Raw genomic sequence first — 18,941 nt, 5'->3', positions numbered from 1 at the left:
GACCACTCATGTTCCGTACCGCCTTGCGCAACGTGCTTGCGCACAAGGCCCGGCTGCTGATGACCGTCCTCGCCGTGATGCTCGGCGTGGCCTTCGTCTCCGGCACCCTGGTCTTCACCTCGACCATCTCCGACGCGTACCAGGCCAGCTCCCAGAAGGGCTTCGACCGCGTCGACGTCGCCGTCCAGCCGCGTTCCGCAGGCGACCACCGGGGCGCGCCCGGCCGGACCCCGCGGCTCGACCGGAAGCTGCTCGACGCGGCCGCCCGGGTACCCGGCGCGGCCTCCGCCACCGGCACCGTCTCCGGCTTCACCGCCATCGCCGACAAGAAGGGCGCGCTGATCGGGGACGGCTTCTCCACCCGCGGCGGCAACTACTTCCCCGGCAAGGACGGCACCGACGCCCGCTACCCGCTGCGCGACGGCACCGCCCCCAAGGGCCCGCACGAGTTCGCCCTGGACGCGCACACCGCGGACAAGGCCGGCTACAAGGTCGGGGACACCGTCCGGATCTCGGTCGACGGACCGGTCCGCGAGCAGAAGCTGACCGGCGTCTTCACCACCGACGACGGCACCGTGGCGGCCGGCGGCAGCCTGGCGCTGTTCGACACCCCGACCGCCCAGAAGCTGTTCGCCGCACCCGGCACGTTCAGCGAGATCGACGTCACCGCCGCACCCGGCACCTCGCAGACGGCCCTGAAGGCCGCGGTCGACAAGGTGCTGCCCAAGGACGGCGCGGAGGCCACCACGGGCCGTCAACTCGCCGACGAGCAGGCGAAGATGATCGCCGAGAGCATGGACGGCATGAAGACCGGCCTGCTGGCCTTCGCCGGTATCGCGCTCTTCGTCGGCGTCTTCATCATCGCCAACACCTTCACCATGCTGGTCGCCCAGCGCACCAAGGAGCTGGCCCTGCTGCGGGCGGTCGGCGCCTCCCGCCGTCAGGTCACCCGCTCGGTGCTGATCGAGGCGTTCGTCGTCGGCGCGGTCGCCGCGGTCACCGGCCTGGCCGCCGGTGTCGGCATCGGCGCCGGCCTGCGCGCCCTGATGAGCGCCACCGGAGCCACCGTCCCCGACGGGCCCCTGGTGGTCTCGCCGTCGACGGTCGCGACCTCGCTGCTGGTCGGCATCGTCATCACCGTCCTGGCCGCCTGGCTGCCCGGCCGCCGGGCCGCGAAGATCCCGCCGGTCGCCGCGATGAACAGCGTGCACGCCACCGCCACCACCAAGTCGCTGGTGGTCCGCAACACCATCGGTGCACTGTTCGCGGGCGCCGGTGCGGCCGGGGTGCTGGTCGCCACCGGGATGTCCGACGGCAAGGTCGTCATGGGCGGCGGTGCGGCGCTGCTGCTGATCGGCGTGTTCATCCTGACGCCGCTGCTGTCCCGTCCGCTGATCGCGCTGGCCGCGCCCGTGCTGCGCGCCTTCGGGATCTCCGGTTCCCTCGCGCGGCAGAACGCGGTCCGCAACCCGCGCCGTACGGCCGCCACGGCGTCCGCGCTGATGGTCGGGCTGGCCCTGATCACCGGTATGACGGTGATCGCGGGCAGCGTGCAGAAGGGCATCGACAAGATGGCCACCGACGCGCTGAAGGCCGACTACGTCGTCTCCATGGCCAGCCGCACGCCGCTCTCCCCCGCCGTCGAGAAGCAGCTGAGCGGCCTCGACCAGGTCACCGCGGTCAGCCCGCTGCGCAACTCCCCGGCCCGGATCGGCACCGGCACCGCGTACCTGACCGGCGTGAACGGCCCGGACTTCGGCAAGCTCACCCGGCTCGACTTCACCCAGGGGGCGCTGGGCGACCTGCGCGGCGACAAGGTGGTCGTGGACGACGCGACCGCCAAGGAGAAGGGCTGGCGGCCCGGCTCCCGCTTCCCGGTGACCTACGAGGACGGCAAGAAGGGCACGCTGACCGTCTCGGGCGTCTACCGGGGCAACGAGATGCTGAGCGGCGTCCTCCTGGACAACGCCACGCTGGCCCCGCACCAGAAGCAGATCACCGACATGCAGGTGATGGTCAAGACGAAGGACGGGGCCACCGACGCCACCAAGGACGCACTGGTCACCGCGCTCGGCAAGAACCCGGCGATCTCCGTCTCCGACAAGCAGGACGTCTCCGACGGCATCGCCAAGATGTTCAACCTGATGCTGAACATGCTCTACGGGCTGCTGGCCATGGCAGTGATCGTCGCGGTGCTCGGCGTCATCAACACCCTGGCGATGTCGGTCTTCGAACGCTCCCAGGAGATCGGCATGCTGCGGGCCATCGGCCTGGACCGGCGCGGCGTCAAGCGCATGGTGCGCCTGGAGTCGCTGGTGATCTCGCTCTTCGGCGGGGTGCTCGGCATCGGCCTGGGCGTCTTCTTCGGCTGGGCCGCCGGTGAGCTGATCTCCGGCCACCTGGCGACGTACGAACTGGTCCTGCCCTGGGACCGGATGGGGATGTTCCTCGCGCTGGCCGCCCTCGTCGGCGTCCTGGCCGCGCTCTGGCCGGCACGGCGGGCGGCCCGGCTGAACATGCTGGCGTCGATCAAGGCGGAGTAACCGCGGAAGAGCGCGTGTGCCGGGTCCCCGCGCGGGGACCCGGCACACGCGCTCTCCGGCCCGGCGGGTCAGCCCGTCCAGGTCCGCGCCCGCAGCGGCAGCCCGGACGCGCCGGGTTCCGGGGTCCGTACGGCCAGCACCTGGTTGACTCCTATCCGGTTGCGCTCGAACGACAGCGCCGAGGCGGCCATGTAGAGCCGCCATACCCGGGCCCGCCCGGGGGAGGTGAGCCGCACCGCCGCGTCCCAGCGCCGCTCCAGGTTGGTGACCCACTGACGCAGCGTCAGCGCGTAGTGCTCGCGGATCGCCTCCACGTCCCGCACCTCGAACCCGGCCTCCTCCAGCTGGGCCACGGTCCGGCCGACCGGCGCCAGCTCGCCGTCCGGGAAGACGTACCGGTCGATGAACTCGTCGACCCGGTAGGTCTCCTCGTCCGCCACCGGCCGCCGGGCGATCTGGTGGTTGAGCAGCCGCCCGCCGGGCCGCAGCAGGGCGTACAGCGCGTCCGCGTACTCCGCGTACCGGGCGCGGCCGACGTGCTCGGCCATCCCCACCGAGGAGATCGCGTCGAACGGCTCGTCCTTGATCTCGCGGTAGTCCTGCACCCGGATCTCGACCCGGTCGGCGAGCCCGGCCTCGGCGATCCGCTTGCGCGCGTAGGTGGCCTGCTCCTCGGAGAGGGTGATGCCGACCGCCCGTACGCCGTACTCGCGGGCCGCGTGCAGCACCATCGAGCCCCAGCCGCAGCCGACGTCCAGCAGCCGCTGGTCCTCCTTCAGGGCGAGCTTGCGGCAGATCAGGTCGAGCTTGTCGCGCTGGGCGTCCTCCAGGGTCGCGTCCGGCGCCTCCCAGTAGGCGCAGGAGTAGACCATGGACGGGCCGAGCACCAGCTCGTAGAAGTCGTTGCCGACGTCGTAGTGGTGGCTGATGGCTTCCTTGTCGCGCAGCAGGGTGTGCAGCGGCCCGCGGCGCCGGCGCGACTCCTCGACGGGCGGTGCGGGCGGGACCGGCGCGCCGATCAGGGTCAGCAGTTCCCGGGCGGCGTGACGGATCTCCGGGCGGGCCAGGGCGCGCAGGACGGCGGCCCGCTGCGGCTTGGGGGCGTCGGCGCCGCGCTCCCAGACCAGTCCGGCGAGCAGGTCGAGCGCGTCGTAGAGGTCGCCGTCGACGTCGATGTCGCCGGCCACCCAGGCCCGGGCCAGGCCCAGTTCGCCGGGCTTGAACACCAGCCGGCGCAGCGCGCGGCGGTTGCGGAAGACGAGCGTGGGTGCCCCCGGCGGGCCCGACTCGCTGCGGTCCCAGGCGCGGATGCGCACCGGGAGCGGGGCCCCCAGTACCTCCTCGGCGAGCTTGGTGAGCCGTCCAGCGGCGTCGGCCATGTCGCACACCTCCGTGTCGACGAGTCGGGCGAAGAAGTTTCACCCACCACGTAAACGCCAACGGGGCGTCCCGTTAGTCCCGTTCGCTGGTAAGAGAACCTCACCCGGGACGGTTTTCGCCAGAGCGGACACGTTTGCGGACATGCCGAAGGGCGCCCGCCCCACGGATGGCGGACGCCCTTCGGGCTGGTCGGAGTACTCCGGTACCCGACCGGTGGATCAGCTTGCCTTGGCCTTCGGCTTGTCGCCGGAGCCGGCCGCGGCCGGCGCGGGGCCGGCTTGGCCGCCTCGTAGAACTCCTCGCGGGGGTTCTCCATGGCGCCGAGCGAGACGACCTCGCGCTTGAGGAACATGGCCAGCGTCCAGTCGGCGAAGACCCGGATCTTGCGGTTGAACGTCGGCATCGCCATGCCGTGGTACGCGCGGTGCATGTACCAGGCGAGACGGCCCTTGAGCTTGATCTTCATCTTGCCCATGACGATCATCGCGACGCCCTTGTGCAGGCCGAGACCGGCGACCGCACCCTTGTTGGCGTGGCTGTAGTCCTTCTGCGGGAAGCCCCGCATGCCGGAGACCACGTTGTCGCCGAGGACCTTGGCCTGCCGCAGCGCGTGCTGCGCGTTCGGCGGGCACCAGGCGTTCTCGTTGCCGTTCTTGCGGCCGACCAGGTCCGGGACCTGGGCGTTGTCGCCGGCGGCCCAGATGTAGTCGGTGCCCTGCACCTGGAGGGACGGGGCGGTGTCGACGTGACCGCGCGGGCCGAGCGGCAGGCCGAAGCGGGCCAGCGCCGGGTTGGGCTTGACGCCCGCGGTCCACACGATGGTGTTGGAGTCGACCTCGAGGCCGTTGTTCAGCTTGACGTGGCCGTCGACGCAGGAGTCCATGCCGGTCTTGAGGTAGACCTCGACCCCGCGGGACTCCAGGTGCTCCTTGCCGTACGCACCGAGCTTCGGGCCGACCTCGGGGAGGATCTTGTCGGCGACGTCGACCAGCAGGAAGCGCATGTCCTCGCGCTTCACGTTGTTGTAGTACTTCGCGGCGTCGCGGGCCATGTCCTCGACCTCACCGACGGTCTCCGCACCGGCGAAGCCACCGCCGACGAAGACGAAGGTGAGCGCCTTGCGGCGGACGTCCTCGTCGGTCGTGGAGTCGGCCTTGTCCAGCTGCTCCAGGACGTGGTTGCGCAGGCCGATGGCCTCCTCGATGCCCTTCATGCCGATGCCGTTCTCGGCGAGGCCGGGGATCGGGAAGGTGCGGGAGACCGCGCCCATCGCGATGACCAGGTAGTCGAAGGGCAGCTCGTACGCCTCGCCGACCAGCGGGGCGATCGTGGCGACCTTGCGGTCCTGATCGATGGTGGTGACCCGGCCGGTGAGGACCTCCGCCTTCGGCAGCACGCGTCGCAGCGGGACGACGACGTGCCGGGGGGAGATGCTGCCGGCGGCGGCTTCGGGGAGGAAGGGCTGATAGGTCATGTACGACCGCGGGTCGACGACCGTGACGGTCGCCTCGCCGTAGCGCATCTTCTTGAGGATGCGCCGAGCTGCGTACAGGCCTACGTACCCACCGCCTACTACGAGGATCCTGGGACGCTCCGTGGTGCTCATGCAATCGAGTATCCACCCCCACATGGGGGGTCGCTCGTGAGCCCCTTCACAAGGACCCGAGGGGCATCTGCTACACTCCGCCGGCTTCGTGACGGACGCCATAGCGCGGGCCGGAACCACCGTAGTACGCGAGGCGTTGGAGACCCCCGTTGATCAGGCCTTGTAGGCCATCCGGGTGACCCATCACACCCTGCGGGAGCGCGTGACCGAGCCGCCGGAACCCGCGCATTCTCCGGGTCGAACGGCCCCGAAGCCTTCGAATGAGCGTCGCACAGTCAGATTGTTCGCCCGACAGGAGGTTTTTTCATGTGAAGGATTTCACGAACTTTCTTCCACGGGGCGCCCGCGGAGCCCCCTGAGCGCCCCTGAATCGCGCTCGGAGGGCACCACGCCCACTCAAGAAGCCGCCCGGCAGAGGCCGTTGCCGCACTCGCGTGTGTACACAATCGTGCGTACACTTTCTTCATGGCCGAGAGCACTGTGACTGTACGGGAAGCCCGCGCACACCTGGCGGACCACATCAATCGCGCCGAGGAGGGCACACCTACGGTGATCACCCGCAACGGCGAGCCCGTCGCGGCCGTGGTGCCGATCGCGGACTTCAACGCGCTGGAGGAAGCAGCCGACGTGTTGCTGGCCCGGGAGGCGGAAGCGGTCCTGGCCCAGGATGGCCCGACGGTGTCTATGGCTGAGCTGCTGGCAGACCTGTTCGCCGATCGCACTGACGACGCGGCGTGAAGTACGCGTTCCGGTTCACTGCGGCGGCACAGCGGCAACTTCGAGCCATCGACCGGCCTGCCGCCATGCGCATCCTGGCCGCACTGACCGCGCTCGGCGACGATCCGTACCGTGAGGACGCCGACATCAAGAAACTCACCGGCCCGTCTGGCCTTTATCGGCTCCGGGTCGGCAGCTACCGGGTCGCCTATCGGGTCGAAGACGGCGAACTCATCATCCTCGTCGTCAAGATCGGCGACCGACGCGACGTCTACCGCAACATCTGAGAGCAGGCAGCCCGAAGCCCTGAGGCTCCGGGTCGCCTCACAGCCAGAGGGTCACTCGTCGTCGAGTGCGGCGTGCCAAGCGATGCCGTCCAGGATGTCGTGCTCGCTGACCACGACCTCCTCGGCGCCGGTGCGTTCCATGATCGCGAGCAGGACGAGGGCGCCCGCGCCGATCACGTCGACCCGGCCCGGGTGCATGACCGGGATGGCCGCGCGCTCGGCGTGGGTGGCGGTGAGCAGCTGCTCGGTGATCTCGCGGACCTTCGCCAGCGGGATGCGGGAGTGGTGGATGGCCTCGGAGTCGTAGTGGGTGAGGCCTAGGGCGATCGCGGCGACGGTGGTCACCGAGCCGGCCAGGCCCACCAGGGTGGCGGCCTCGGCCAGCGGGACGGCCTCCTCCGCGTGGTCCAGGGCCTTGGCGATGTCGGCCTTGATGGCGGCGACCTGGGCGGCGGTCGGCGGGTCGCTGATCTCGCCGTTGTGCACCAGGTGCCGTTCGGTCATCCGGACGCAGCCGACGTCGACCGAGCGCGCGGTCCGGACGGCGTCATCACCGAGGACGAACTCGGTCGAGCCGCCGCCGATGTCCACCACCAGGAACGGACGATGAAGATCGGCGCGGCCGGTGAGCTCCTTGGTGGCGCCGTTGAAGGAGAACTCCGCCTCCTGGTCGCCGGTGATCACCTCGGGCTCCACGCCCAGGATGTCCACCACGCCGCGCACGAAGTCCGCGCGGTTCTCCGCGTCCCGGGAGGCCGAGGTCGCCACGAAACGGACCCGCTCGGCGCCCAGGCCCTTGATCACCGCGGCGTACTCCCGGCAGGCCGCGAAGGTGCGCTCCAGCGCCTCCGGCGCCAGCCGCCCGGTGCGGTCCACGTCCTGGCCCAGGCGGACGATCTGCATCCGGCGGTCGAGCTCCGTCAGCTCGCCGGTCGCCGGGTCGACGTCCGCGACCAGCAGGCGGATGGAGTTCGTACCGCAGTCGACGGCGGCGACACGCTTCACTCGGACTCTCCCTCGGTCTGGCTGTCGGTCCCGCCGCACGGGCTCACGCACGGGCCCTTCTTCCACCACTCCGGCAGCATGGCGATCGCCTCGTCACCGAGCGGGTTGACGCCGGGCCCGGCCGCCAGCGAGTGGCCGACGAGGACGTGCAGGCATTTGACCCGGTCGGGCATGCCGCCCGCGCTGGGGAAGCCCTCCAGCACCTCGATGGCGTCCCGCCGCCGGATGTAGTCCTCGTGGGCCGCGCGGTAGGCGGCGGCGAGCTCCGGGTCGGCCGCCAGCCGCTCGGACATCTCCTTCATCACGCCGTTGGCCTCCAGCGTGCCGATCGCGGAGGCCGCGCGCGGGCAGGTGAGGTAGTAGAGCGTGGGGAAGGGCGTGCCGTCCTCCAGGCGCGGCGCCGTCTCGACGACGTCCGGCTGGCCGCACGGGCAGCGGTGCGCGATGGCGCGCAGGCCGCGCGGCGGGCGGCCGAGCTGCTCCTTGAAGGCGGCGATGTCCGCGGCGGTGGGCTCGGTGGGCTCGGTCTGGGGCGGAGGGGTTTCCATGTGCGCTTTCGGTGAGGTGGTGAGTGGAAGGGCGGGCGGCGGGGCGGGGGTGCGCGCCGTCCCTGTCGACAGTACGGGCCCGGGCGCGCCGGCGGTACGGGCCGGCGGCCCCGGCGGCACCCCGCGGAGCCGGCGCTACCGCTTGTCGGCCGCGTCGACCGCGTGCCAGAGGTTGTCGTACCAGGGGCGCTGCGCGGCCTGCGTCCCCTTGGGGGCGGCGGCGGTGCCGGAGCCGTCCTGGACGATGTACCCGGTCTCGCCCGGCATGACGTAGTGCAGGTGCCGGCGGGCCTGCTGGCGGACGTACTCCGGGTCCTGCCAGCGGGCCTTCTGCTCGCGCAGCCGGTCCAGTTCGGCGCCCGCGTCCCGGGCCTTGCGGCGCTGGTCGGCGATGTCGGAGCGCTGGGAGACGTACTGCCTTATCGGGTACGCGAGCGCGACCACCAGCGAGCACATCACCAGGGCCAGCAGGGCGGCGCGGCCGGTGAGGCGGTTGCGGCGGGCCGGCCGGGCGCGGTAGACGCGGGCGGCGGCCTGCTCGCCGAGCGCCTTGAGTCGGGTCGCGGTCGAGAACCGGTCCGCGGGCACGTCGTCTCCCCTTCACTGACGGACGCCGGTCTGCTTCAAGCAGGTACGTCCCCGGCAACGGTACGGGACCGTCGCCGGGGACGTACGGGGCGCTGGGCGGTCGGCTCGCCCGATCAGCCCTCTCGGGCTCGGGTCGGCTGCCCTGGCGGGACCGCGGGGCGCCGAGCTCCGGGGCGTCAGCCCTTGAAGCGGGGGAACGCGCTGCGGCCGGCGTACACCGCGGCGTCGTCGAGGATCTCCTCGATGCGCAGCAGCTGGTTGTACTTGGCGACGCGCTCGGAGCGGGCCGGGGCGCCGGTCTTGATCTGGCCGCAGTTGGTGGCGACGGCGAGGTCGGCGATGGTGACGTCCTCGGTCTCGCCGGAGCGGTGCGACATCATGCACTTGAAGCCGTTGCGCTGGGCCAGCTCGACGGCGTCCAGGGTCTCGGTCAGCGAGCCGATCTGGTTGACCTTGACCAGGAGGGCGTTGGCGGAGCCCTCCTCGATGCCGCGGGCCAGGCGCTCCGGGTTGGTGACGAACAGGTCGTCGCCGACCAGCTGGACCTTGGCGCCGAGCTTGTCGGTGATGACCTTCCAGCCGGCCCAGTCGTCCTCGAACAGCGGGTCCTCGATGGAGACCAGCGGGTAGGCCGCCACCAGCTCCTCGTAGTACTCGGTCATCTCGGCGGCCGAGCGGTCCTTGCCCTCGAACTGGTACTTGCCGTCCTTGTAGAACTCGGAGGCGGCGACGTCCAGCGCCAGCGCGATGTCCTGGCCGGGGGCGTAACCGGCCTCCTTGATGGCCTCCAGGATGAGGTCGAGGGCCTCGCGGTTGGAGCCCAGGTTCGGGGCGAAGCCGCCCTCGTCGCCGAGGCCGGTGGCCAGGCCCTTGGCCTTCAGGACCTTCTTGAGGGTGTGGTAGACCTCGGCGCCCCAGCGCAGGGCCTCGGAGAAGGACTCCGCGCCGATCGGGGCGATCATGAACTCCTGGATGTCCACGTTGGAGTCGGCGTGCGAGCCGCCGTTCAGGATGTTCATCATCGGCACGGGCAGGACGTGCGCGTTCGGGCCACCCAGGTAGCGGAACAGCGGGAGGTCGCTGGCCTCGGAGGCGGCGTGCGCGACGGCGAGGGAGACGCCGAGGATGGCGTTGGCGCCGAGCGAGCCCTTGTTGTCGGTGGCGTCCAGGTCGAACATGGCCTGGTCGATCAGCCGCTGCTCGGTCGCGTCGTAGCCGACGAGCTCCGGGCCGATCTGCTCGATGACGGCCAGGACGGCCTTCTCCACGCCCTTGCCGAGGTAGCGGTTGGGGTCGCCGTCGCGGAGCTCGATGGCCTCGAAGGCGCCGGTCGAGGCGCCGGACGGCACGGCGGCACGGCCGGTGCTGCCGTCGTCGAGGCCGACCTCGACCTCGACCGTGGGATTACCTCGCGAGTCGAGAATTTCGCGGGCTACGACGACGTCGATGGACGGCACGTTGTCTCCTTCATGGGTGTCTGGAGTTCTGCAGCACGAGCCTAACGGCCCGGGGAGCGTCCGCCTGCCCTTGGCCCGCTCCGTGGGACGGAATAACCCCACAAGCGACACAAAGGCCCAGTTCACGGGACGTTTGCCGCAATGTTCGCCGAGCGGGGAAAGTCCGGCGGAGCGTCCGGCCGGCGGCGGCACGGACGGCGGGCACGGACGGCGGGGTACGGACGGCGGGGTACGGACGGCGGGTACGGAGAAGCCCCGCCGCGGCGCGCCGGGGGAGGGCGCGCCGGACGGGGCCGGTCTCACCAGGGGTGCCCCGGTGTGGGGACGACTCAGACGTGGAGCTTCTGACCCGGGAAGATCAGGTTGGGGTTACCGCCGATGACGGACTTGTTGGCCGCGTAGACGGCCTTCCAGTGGGTGCCGTGCGCCTTGGCGATCTTGGCGAGGGTGTCGCCGGCCTTGACGGTGTAGTTGCCGTGGCCCTGGTTCTTCTTCGGGGCGGCCGGGGCGCTCTCGTGCTTCGGGGCGGCCGGGGTGCGCTTGACGGCCGCGTCGCTCTTCGCCGGCGCGGACTTGGCGACCGGGGTGCTGGTGTCCAGGTCGGGGGACGGGCCACCGGAGGTCAGGCCGCCGGCGCCGGCGCAGGACCAGGCGCCCGGGCCCTGGAGGGCGAGGAGCTTCTCGGCGGCGGCGATCTGCTGGGACTTGCTGGCCAGGTCGGCGCGCGGCGCGTACTTGGTGCCACCGGCGGCGGCCCAGCTGGAGTTGGAGAACTGCAGGCCACCGTAGTAGCCGTTACCGGTGTTGATCGACCAGTTGCCGCCGGACTCGCACTGGGCGACCTTGTCCCAGGTGGCGACGGAGGCGGCGGAGGCAGAGGTGGCGCCCATCAGCGGGACGGCCACGGCGGCACCGGCGACACCGGCGAGGGTGGCGACGCGGGCGGCCTTGGAGGGACGACGGTGCTTGCCCTTGAAGATCAGCATGGTTCGTTCGTTTCCTCACCGACGCCTACGAGGTGAGCTGTCGGGTTCGGACTGTGAGTCGCCCGGCCGGTGCCGTGAGCACCGGGCTTCACCCCAAGCCGGCTGACCCGCTTTCACGGGCCGGGCCGGCGCCTACCTTGGTTCCCCCGCTCCTGCCTACGGCGCTTGCGCGTCAACTGCCTCCGACCACCGGCAGGACTCGGCGTGTGATCGAAGGGGCCCGCTTTGGCGAGCGGTGATGACCGTAATCAGGAACCACCGCGGTGTTCAAACCCCCCATCTGGACCGAGTTGACCATTTTTGATCACGGAGGGGTCACAAACCCGCAGGTGGGGACCGGTGCGACGGTGGCGGACCCTTCGGGGCCCACCACCCACAACGAGACGCTTGTCTCACTTTCGCCAAAGCGGGCCGAAACCGGCGAACTACCCTGCGGACCGCCCGAGATCGAGCTGCTGACCCGGCTGGATCAGGTCCGCGTCGGAGCCGACGACGTCCTCGTTGCGGTCGTAGAGCGCCGGCCAGCCGCCCGGCAGCCGGTGCGCCCGGGCGATCGCTGACAGGCTGTCACCCGGCTGCACGGTGTACCCGTCGCCCTCGGCCGGGGGCGTCCGGTGCGCGTCGTCGCCGCGCGAGGCGTGCCGCCCGCCGGAGGCCCGGTCGCCGCCGTCACCCTCGCCCTCGCCCTGGTCCGCGTCGCCGCGGTGCCGGCCCTTACCGCCCGGCACGCCGTCCGTCGCCGTACCGCCCCGCGATCCGCCGGAGGCCGTGTCGTCCCCCTTGCCCCTACCGGGGCCGTCGCCGGTACCGCTGGCGTCGCTGCCGCTGGTGCCGTCGTCGGAGGGGGCGGTGGTGCCGGACGGGTCCTCGCCCCGGTCGCCCGGCGTCGCGTCGCCGGACTGCCCGGAGGAGCCGGAGGTCCGGTCGGGGTCGGGGGACGTGCCGGTACCGGCGGAGTCCGAGGGGGCGGGAGTGGACGGGGACGGCGTGGCCTTCGACGGCTTGTCACCGGCCGGCCCGTCGCGGTCATCGCCGCCGGGGTCGTCGGCCGTCCCGTCGTGCCAGCCGGAGGAGCCGGAGCCGGCGGTCCCGTCGTCGTCCGACGGGTCGGGTATCGGGGTGCTGGTGCCGCCCGGGTCGACCTGCGGCGCCCGGCCGTCCTTCTTCAGACCGGCGTTCACCGCACAGCTCGGCCAGGCGTCCGGGCCGAGGTCGTCGAGGATCGTCTCGGCCACCGCGATCTGCTGGGCGCGGCTGGCGAGGTCGGGCCGCGAGGCGTAGGCCGCGCCGCCGTGCCGGTCCCACATGTCCTGGGTGAGCTGGAGCCCGCCGTAGAAGCCGTTGCCGGTGTCCGAGCTCCAGATGCCGCCGCTCTCGCACTGGGCGACCCGGTCCCAGGTCGCGGTGTCGGCGGCGTGGGCGCCACCGGCGGAGAGCAGAGGCAGTGCGAGTGCCGAGCCGGTCACTCCCGCCGTGACAAAGATGGCCGGTGCTTGACGGGGGCGACGGTGTCGGCCGTTCCCGGAACGCATGCGGATGCCTTTCGCGCGGCGGTTGAGTTGTCGCGATCCGACGGCTTCCTCGGCACTGTGTTCGAGGAAGCCGTTGATCGTGGATCGAAAGGTAGCCGGGGTCACGGGTAGTCACAAGTCGGTGTAGCCGAGATCACGCGCAGGTCACGTCCTGACGCTCTGTCACCACCGTCCTCCGCCGCTGGTCAGGGCCGCTCGGGCGGGAACTCCACCGGCAGCGACCGCAGTCCGCGCATGATGAGCCCGCCGCGCCACCGCAATTCGGCCGGTTCCGCCGCAAGCCGGATGTCCGGAAGCCGGGTCAGCAGCGTGGCGAGCGCGGTCTGCCCTTCGAGCCGGGCGAGCGGGGCGCCCAGGCAGTAGTGGATGCCGTGCCCGTAGCCCAGATGCTGATTGTCACGCCGGGTCAGGTCGAGCAGGTCCGGGTCGGGGAAGCGCGCCGGGTCGCGGTCGGCGGCGGCCAGCACCACCAGGACGGGATCCCCCTCGGCGATCCGCTGCCCGCCGAGGGTCAGCTCCTCGGTGGCGAACCGCCAGGTCGCCAGCTCCACGGGGCCGTCGAAGCGGAGCAGCTCCTCGACACCGGTGGCCAGCAGCTCGGTGTCGCCGGCCGCCAGCGATTTCTGCAGCAGCTCGCGCTGGGCGGGGTGCCGCAGCAGCTGGTACGTGCCGTTACCGATCAGGTTCACGGTCGTCTCAAAACCGGCAAACAGCAGGATAAAGGCCATCGCGGCGACCTCGTTCTCGGTGAGGTGCTCGCCGTGGTCCGAGGCGCGGATCAGCCCGGAGATCAGGTCCTCGTCCGGGGCGGGGGTGGCCTCCAGGGTTTCGCGCTTGCGGTGGATCAGTTCGGCGAGATAGCCGCGCATCTTCTTCACGGACCGCGCGACCCCACCGCGCGGGCCGCCGCCGTGGCGGATCATCATGCCCGCCCAGTCCCGGAAGTCGTCCTGGTCCTCGCGCGGGACACCCAGCAGGTCACAGATCGCGTAGATCGGCAGCGGAAACGCGAACTCGTGGATCAGGTCGGCCTCGCCGCGACCGGCGAACCCGTCGATGAGGTGGTCGGTCAGCTCCTGCACCCGGGGCGCGAACTCGGCGACGCGACGGGGTGTGAACGCCTTGCTGACCAGCCGGCGCAGCCGGGTGTGGTCCGGCGGGTCGATGTTGAGCAGATGCGTCATCAGGTTGGCGCTGCGCTCGCCCGGGATGCCGACCTTGCCCTTGCCGTGCGCGGACTCGCTGTGGTGCACCGGGTTCTTGGAGAGCCGGGCGTCGGCCAGCGCCTGCCGCGCCTCGGTGTAGCGGGTCACCAGCCATGCCTCCACCCCGCTGGGCAGCGCCGTGCGGTGCACCGGCGCGTGCTCGCGCAGCCAGGCGTACGCCGGATACGGGTCGGACGCGAACTCCCAGGTGAACAGCTCGGGCGCGGGCGGGACCGGCCCGTTGGCCGGGCAGCCCGCGGGGCGGTCCGGAGCGCTGTCCGCGGGCGTGGGGTCCGTAGGGGTGGGGCGGGGCTCGTCGTGCACCCTCTGACCGTAACCGCCCCGGAAGACGCCCCGCGCACGGGCGGCGGGCCCGCCCCCCGGGGCACCCGGCGGCCCCTCAGGAGCCGCCCGGATCCACCCCCAGCCCCTCCAGGAAGGCCACCGCCGCCGGTGACGGGCCCAGGGCGCTCCACACCACCCGTTCCGTACGCTCCGGCGCGGGCCGCGCCCGCACGATGTGCAGCCCGGACAGCTCGGCGGCGATGGCCTCCGGGACCATGCCGATACCCAGCCCGGCCCGCACCAGCTTCGCCAGGAACTCCACCGTGGTCACCTCGAAGGACACCTCCGACGACAGCCCCGCCGCCCGGAACGCCTCGTCGCGCTGGCGCCGGGCCGCCGACCCCGCCGTGAAGTCCACGAAGGTCTCCCGCGCCAGCCGCGCCAGCGTCGTCCACTCCCGCCCCGCCAGCGCATGCCCCGGCGGCACCACGGCCACCAGCTCCCCGCGGGCCAGCACCCGCTCCCGCACGCCTGACGGGCGGGCGCCGGGCACCAGCCCGACGAAGGCGACGTCCAGCGTCCCCTCCCGCACCTTCTCGATGAGCGGATCGCTCATCTCCATCTGCAGGCCGACCCGCACCCGCGGATAGCGGCCGCGGAATGCGCCCAGCTCACGGGCGAGATCGACGGCCGCCACGGTCGAGATGGCGCCCACCGCCAGCCGGCCGCGCACCTCCCCGGTCGCCGCCGCCACCTCGGCCCGGGCCCGCTCGGCCGCCGCCAGCGCCTGCCGCGCGACGGGCACGAACGCCTCCCCGGCGGCGGTCAGCCGGACGCTGCGGCTGGTCCGGTCGAAGAGCCGCGCACCGAGCTCCTTCTCCAGCCGGGCGATCTGGTGGCTGAGCGCCGACTGCACGACGTGGCACCGCTCGGCGGCCCGGGTGAACCCGCCGGTTTCCGCCACCGCCACGACATAGCGCATCTGCTGGAGCTCCATGCCCACCGATCCTGCCACCGGCGGAAGGGATCGATCGTGATTCGCGATGGGTCCGATGAAAACGATGTGTTGGACTCATCGATGGTGTCGGCCCGAGGCTGGGTGCTGCCCGCCGCCACGGTGGCCGCGGGCACGAACGGGGAGGTCAGGCATGACAGCCGAGGACACACACCGGTCCGCGCAGGACCGACCGGGACGACTGGGCCGCGGCACGCTGCTGCTGATGTCCGTCGCCACCGGGCTGTCCGTCGCCGGCAACTACTTCGCCCAGCCGCTGCTCGACGTCATCGGCCATGACCTGCGGCTTTCGGCATCCACCGCCGCGCTGGTGGTGACCGTCGCACAGACCGGGTACGGCCTCGGGCTGCTGCTGCTCGTCCCGCTCGGCGACCTGTTGGAGCGGCGCCGGCTGGCCGTCACGCTGTGCGCGGCGACCGCCGTCTTCCTCACCGTGACGGCGAGCGCGACCAACGCCGCCCTGCTGCTGACCGGCACCGCACTGACCAGTCTGACCTCGGTCGCGGCGCAGGTCGTCATGCCGTACGCGGCCACCCTCGCCGCCCCGAGGAGCGCGGCCGGACCGTCGGCACCGTCATGACCGGTCTGCTGCTCGGCATCCTGCTCGCCCGTACGGCCTCCGGCACCCTCGCCGAGCTGGGCGGCTGGCGCACCGCTTACTGGGTCAACGCCGGGCTGATGGCGCTGATGGCCGTGCTGCTGCGGCTCCGGCTGCCGGCCCTGCGCACCACGGTGGGACTGCGCTATCCGGCGCTGCTGCGCTCCACCCTCGCGCTGTTCGCTCACGAGCCGGTGCTGCGGTGGCGGGCGGTGCTGGGCGCGCTGACCTTCGCGGGCTTCAGCGCGCTGTGGACGGCGCTGGCGTTCCTGATGTCCGGGCCGGCCTACGGCTGGCAGGAGTCCGCCATCGGTCTGCTGGGGCTGGTCGGCGCGGCCGGCTCGCTCTCCGCCTCCGCCACCGGCCGGCTGGCGGACCGCGGCCTGGTCCACCACGTCGCCGGCGCCGCGGCGTTCCTGCTGCTCGGCTCCTGGGGGCTGCTGGCCCTGGGCGGGGCGGGCGGCGCCTGGTCGCTGGCGGCGCTGCTGGCCGGGGTGATCGTGCTGGACCTCGCCGCGCACGCCCTGCACGTCAGCAACCAGAACCTGATCTACGGCGTCCGCCCCGAGGCCCGTAACCGCCTCAACTCCGCCTACATGACCAGCTACTTCGCGGGCGGCGCGGCGGGCTCGGCGCTGACGTCGGTGGTGTGGTCCGCGGCGGGCTGGGGCGGGGTGTGCGTCATGGGGGCCGGACTGGCGGCGGCCGTGGTGACGGTGTGGCTGCTGGACCGGCTGGTGCGGCACCGCACCCGGCCGGACGGGCCGGTGCGGGAGCAGGGGCAGGAGCAGCCGGCCGCGGCGGCGGTCCCGGTCACCCGCTGACGGTGTCGCCTCCCGATGCCGCGCCCGCGCCCGGGTCCTCGCCGAGGGCCCGCTCGGCACCGGGGTGGCCCAGGGCGGCGGCCTTGCGGTACCAGGCCTGGGCCTCGCCGGGCTCGCCGGCCCTCTTGTGCAGCTCGGCGAGGCGGAAGGCGCCGTAGGGGTCGCCGGACTCGTACGCCTTGACGTGCCAGGGGCGGGCCTCGTCCGGACGGTCCTGGAGCTCCAGCAAGACGCCGTAGTTGGCGGCGGCGAGGGGCCTGCCCTCGGCGGCGTGCTCCTTGAGTTCCGTTTCGACCGTGTCCAGCGACGGCGGCGCCTCGAAGTTGTCGTACAGCCGCTCCGCCGCCTGCTTGTCACCGGCGTCGGCGGCCCGCCGCAACCAGACCGCCGCCATTTTGTGCTCGTTCCACAGCAGGATCAGGCTGCCGTAACGCCCCGCCGCCTCCGCGCAGCCGGCCAGGATCGCGTCGTGGTAGCTGTCGAAGGCGTCGGTGTCGTCCCCCGCGGCCAGCCGCAGATCACCCCACAGGTACGCCGCCTCCGCACTCCCGCCTTCCTTGGCGACGCCGAGCCAGCGCTCCGCCCGCGTCCGCAGCAGCTTCCCCAGCAGCGTCGCCGCTTCCGTGTCCCCCGCCTCCGCGGCGAGCTCCAGATACGGTTCGGCGGCCCTGCCCTCGCCACGGTCGGCGAGCATCCGGCCCAGCCGCCCCGCGGACTGCGCCTGCCCGCCGTCGGCCGCCCGCCGGAACCACTCCTCGGCCTCCGCCCGCTCCCCCAGCGACTCGGCCAGCACCCCGAGGTTGTGCAGCGCCTTGTCGTCGCCCGCCTCGGCGGCCCGCCGGAACGCCTCGCGGGCGGCGGCCGCGATCGCACCGTAGTCGTACGCGTCGTCCGTCCGCGCCACCTCCAGGGCGCAGCCCCAGATCTGGCCGTCCACCGGCGGCAGGGTGTCGTGCCGCGCGGCCGCGTGCCGCAGGAACGGCGCGGCCCGCCAGGTGTCGCCGGTGCCGCGGATGAGGAACCGCAGCAGGCCGTGGCGCCGCTCGGTGGCCCACGCGAGGGCGTCCGCCAGCGACTCCCGGTCCATGCCGGTGACGTCCGCGTAGCCCTCGTGCACCTTGACCAGCAGGTCCATCGGCAGCGGGCGGCGCAGCCCGCAGCGGGCCAGGTCGAGGGCGGCGCGGACCAGGGCGTGGCCGCGCGGGTGGCGGTCGGCGCGGCGGGCCCGCCACCACTCGTCCCACAGCAGCGGCCCGAGCGCCAGATAGGCGGCCGCACCTTCCGGTCCGCCGGCCCAGAGCACCTCGCCCAGCCGCGGGTCATCCGCCCGCGCGGCCCGGCGCGCCAGCCGGTCCCGCTCGATCGGGCTCCACTCACGGGCCAGCTCGACGACGGTCGCCAGGTCCAGCACCCGGCCGTGCGGGGTGTGCCGGTGCTCGTCGTAGGCGTCCTCGCGCATGGTGGCGAGCACGGTCACGCGCAGCGCGGTCAGCTGGGCCAGCAGCCGCGGTTCCAGGCCGCCGCCGGCGTCGCCGAGATGCCCGTCGAGGTCGTCCAGCCAGAGGACGTACCGGCCGGGACGCCCCTGTAGCAGGGCGGGCAGACCGCGCAGGTCCGTGCCGCGCGCGGGCGCGAACACCCGGAATCCGGCGAGCCCTTGGACCATCGCCTCCAGCGCCGTACGCGACTTGCCGGCGAACGGCTCCCCGAGCACCAGCACCAGCCCGCCGGCCTCCCGGGCCCGGGTGACCGCCGCGATGAGGGCGTCGTCGCGGTCCCGGATGACGTACGGCGGCAGCTGCGGGAGGTCCGGCAGCCGGTACGTGGGGCGTACGCCCAGCGCGACCGGATCGACGTCCTCGGTACGCGGCCAGCCGTCCGGGTCGGGCAGCGCGCTCTGCAGCGAACTGGCGTGGAACGTCAGTGAGTTGATGGAGGTGGCCTGGATGACATTGCCCTGGAGGCCACCGGTGATGGAGTTGCGCACACCGGCGGCCGGCACCTCCACCGCCACCCCTTCCGCATCGGGGGACGCGGCCGGGCCGGCACCCCCGCCCGCGTCCGCATCGGGGACCAACTCGGCCAGCACGGCGCGTAGTTGACCCGCGGCCCCGGGGTCGCCCTCAAGCAGGTCCCGCAGCCGTGCCCGCCACTGCGCGGTGACGTCGGTCGGGTCGGCGGTGGCGCCGGAGAACAGGTCACCGGTGGTCTGCGCCAGGGCAATGACCTCGCTGTGCTGGTCCGTGCGCCGGAACAGCTGGGTGACCTGCTGCAGGGCGTCCTCCCAGGCGTCCGTCGCCATGGCCTGCACCAGCGCCGTCGCCCCCGCACCCGCCAGCGTCGCCAACTCCGCTTCCACGCCCGC

At 72.5% G+C, this 18,941-nt stretch carries 13 protein-coding genes, 2 pseudogenes and 1 riboswitch; of the genes and pseudogenes, 4 read left to right on the top strand and 11 right to left on the bottom strand.

Annotated features, from left to right (window positions below):
- Window positions 1-8 precede the first annotated feature (8 nt).
- Window positions 9-2,543 carry an ABC transporter permease gene (locus tag OJ254_RS12880; protein ID WP_265362445.1) on the top strand — a complete coding sequence of 845 codons (2,535 nt, stop codon included), beginning with the start codon at window positions 9-11 and terminating at the stop codon, window positions 2,541-2,543.
- A 68-nt stretch (window positions 2,544-2,611) separates the two neighbouring features.
- Here OJ254_RS12880 and OJ254_RS12875 read toward each other — a convergent pair whose 3' ends face one another.
- Window positions 2,612-3,922 (bottom strand): SAM-dependent methyltransferase, encoded by a 1,311-nt coding sequence (locus tag OJ254_RS12875; protein ID WP_265362443.1) that lies wholly within the window; start codon window positions 3,920-3,922, stop codon window positions 2,612-2,614.
- A gap of 221 nt (window positions 3,923-4,143) precedes the next feature.
- Window positions 4,144-5,529, bottom strand: a pseudogene (locus OJ254_RS12870) (NAD(P)/FAD-dependent oxidoreductase); the annotation flags it as partial.
- A 465-nt stretch (window positions 5,530-5,994) separates the two neighbouring features.
- Here OJ254_RS12870 and OJ254_RS12865 point away from each other — a divergent pair.
- Window positions 5,995-6,267 (top strand): type II toxin-antitoxin system Phd/YefM family antitoxin, encoded by a 273-nt coding sequence (locus OJ254_RS12865; RefSeq protein ID WP_260639121.1) that lies wholly within the window; start codon window positions 5,995-5,997, stop codon window positions 6,265-6,267.
- Window positions 6,264-6,533 carry a type II toxin-antitoxin system RelE family toxin gene (locus tag OJ254_RS12860; protein ID WP_265362442.1) on the top strand — a complete coding sequence of 90 codons (270 nt, stop codon included), beginning with the start codon at window positions 6,264-6,266 and terminating at the stop codon, window positions 6,531-6,533. Before OJ254_RS12865 ends, OJ254_RS12860 begins: the two co-directional genes overlap by 4 nt.
- Window positions 6,534-6,584: 51 nt before the next feature.
- Here OJ254_RS12860 and OJ254_RS12855 read toward each other — a convergent pair whose 3' ends face one another.
- From OJ254_RS12855 to OJ254_RS12820, 8 genes are all read right to left on the bottom strand, one after another.
- The gene (locus OJ254_RS12855; RefSeq protein ID WP_265362441.1) at window positions 6,585-7,538 is read right to left on the bottom strand and encodes a Ppx/GppA phosphatase family protein; all 954 of its coding nucleotides are present in this window, start codon (window positions 7,536-7,538) and stop codon (window positions 6,585-6,587) included.
- On the bottom strand, window positions 7,535-8,086 hold the full coding sequence (locus OJ254_RS12850; RefSeq protein WP_265362440.1) for a DUF501 domain-containing protein: 552 nt from the start codon (window positions 8,084-8,086) through the stop codon (window positions 7,535-7,537). The genes OJ254_RS12855 and OJ254_RS12850 overlap by 4 nt, the downstream gene beginning before the upstream one ends.
- Window positions 8,087-8,221: 135 nt before the next feature.
- Window positions 8,222-8,674: an FtsB family cell division protein gene (locus OJ254_RS12845; RefSeq protein WP_265362439.1), complete on the bottom strand. Its 453-nt coding sequence runs from the start codon at window positions 8,672-8,674 to the stop codon at window positions 8,222-8,224.
- Window positions 8,675-8,850: 176 nt separating this feature from the next.
- A complete protein-coding gene (eno, locus tag OJ254_RS12840; protein ID WP_261951051.1) occupies window positions 8,851-10,131 on the bottom strand; it encodes a phosphopyruvate hydratase in 1,281 nt (426 codons plus the stop codon).
- A gap of 329 nt (window positions 10,132-10,460) precedes the next feature.
- Window positions 10,461-11,117, bottom strand: coding sequence for a transglycosylase family protein (locus OJ254_RS12835; protein WP_279350563.1), 657 nt, complete (start codon window positions 11,115-11,117; stop codon window positions 10,461-10,463).
- Window positions 11,118-11,124: 7 nt separating this feature from the next.
- Window positions 11,125-11,291: riboswitch (cyclic di-AMP (ydaO/yuaA leader) on the bottom strand.
- A gap of 251 nt (window positions 11,292-11,542) precedes the next feature.
- Window positions 11,543-12,583: a transglycosylase family protein gene (locus OJ254_RS12830; RefSeq protein WP_279350561.1), complete on the bottom strand. Its 1,041-nt coding sequence runs from the start codon at window positions 12,581-12,583 to the stop codon at window positions 11,543-11,545.
- Between the two features lie 251 nt (window positions 12,584-12,834).
- Window positions 12,835-14,070 (bottom strand): cytochrome P450 family protein, encoded by a 1,236-nt coding sequence (locus tag OJ254_RS12825; RefSeq protein WP_265365136.1) that lies wholly within the window; start codon window positions 14,068-14,070, stop codon window positions 12,835-12,837.
- Window positions 14,071-14,254: 184 nt separating this feature from the next.
- The gene (locus OJ254_RS12820; protein ID WP_265362437.1) at window positions 14,255-15,136 is read right to left on the bottom strand and encodes a LysR family transcriptional regulator; all 882 of its coding nucleotides are present in this window, start codon (window positions 15,134-15,136) and stop codon (window positions 14,255-14,257) included.
- Between the two features lie 46 nt (window positions 15,137-15,182).
- Here OJ254_RS12820 and OJ254_RS31585 point away from each other — a divergent pair.
- Window positions 15,183-16,576 (top strand): annotated as a pseudogene (locus tag OJ254_RS31585) (MFS transporter).
- Here OJ254_RS31585 and OJ254_RS12805 read toward each other — a convergent pair.
- Entirely contained in the window at window positions 16,566-18,935 is a 2,370-nt protein-coding gene (locus tag OJ254_RS12805) for a tetratricopeptide repeat protein (protein WP_265362434.1), read from the bottom strand. The pseudogene OJ254_RS31585 and the gene OJ254_RS12805 overlap by 11 nt on opposite strands.
- Between the last annotated feature and the right edge of the window lie 6 nt (window positions 18,936-18,941).

Source organism: Streptomyces endophytica (genome assembly GCF_026153355.1).
Lineage (GTDB): Bacteria > Actinomycetota > Actinomycetes > Streptomycetales > Streptomycetaceae > Streptomyces > Streptomyces endophytica.
Note: the sequence above shows the minus strand (reverse complement) of the source record. Positions and strands in the feature narration are given on the sequence as shown.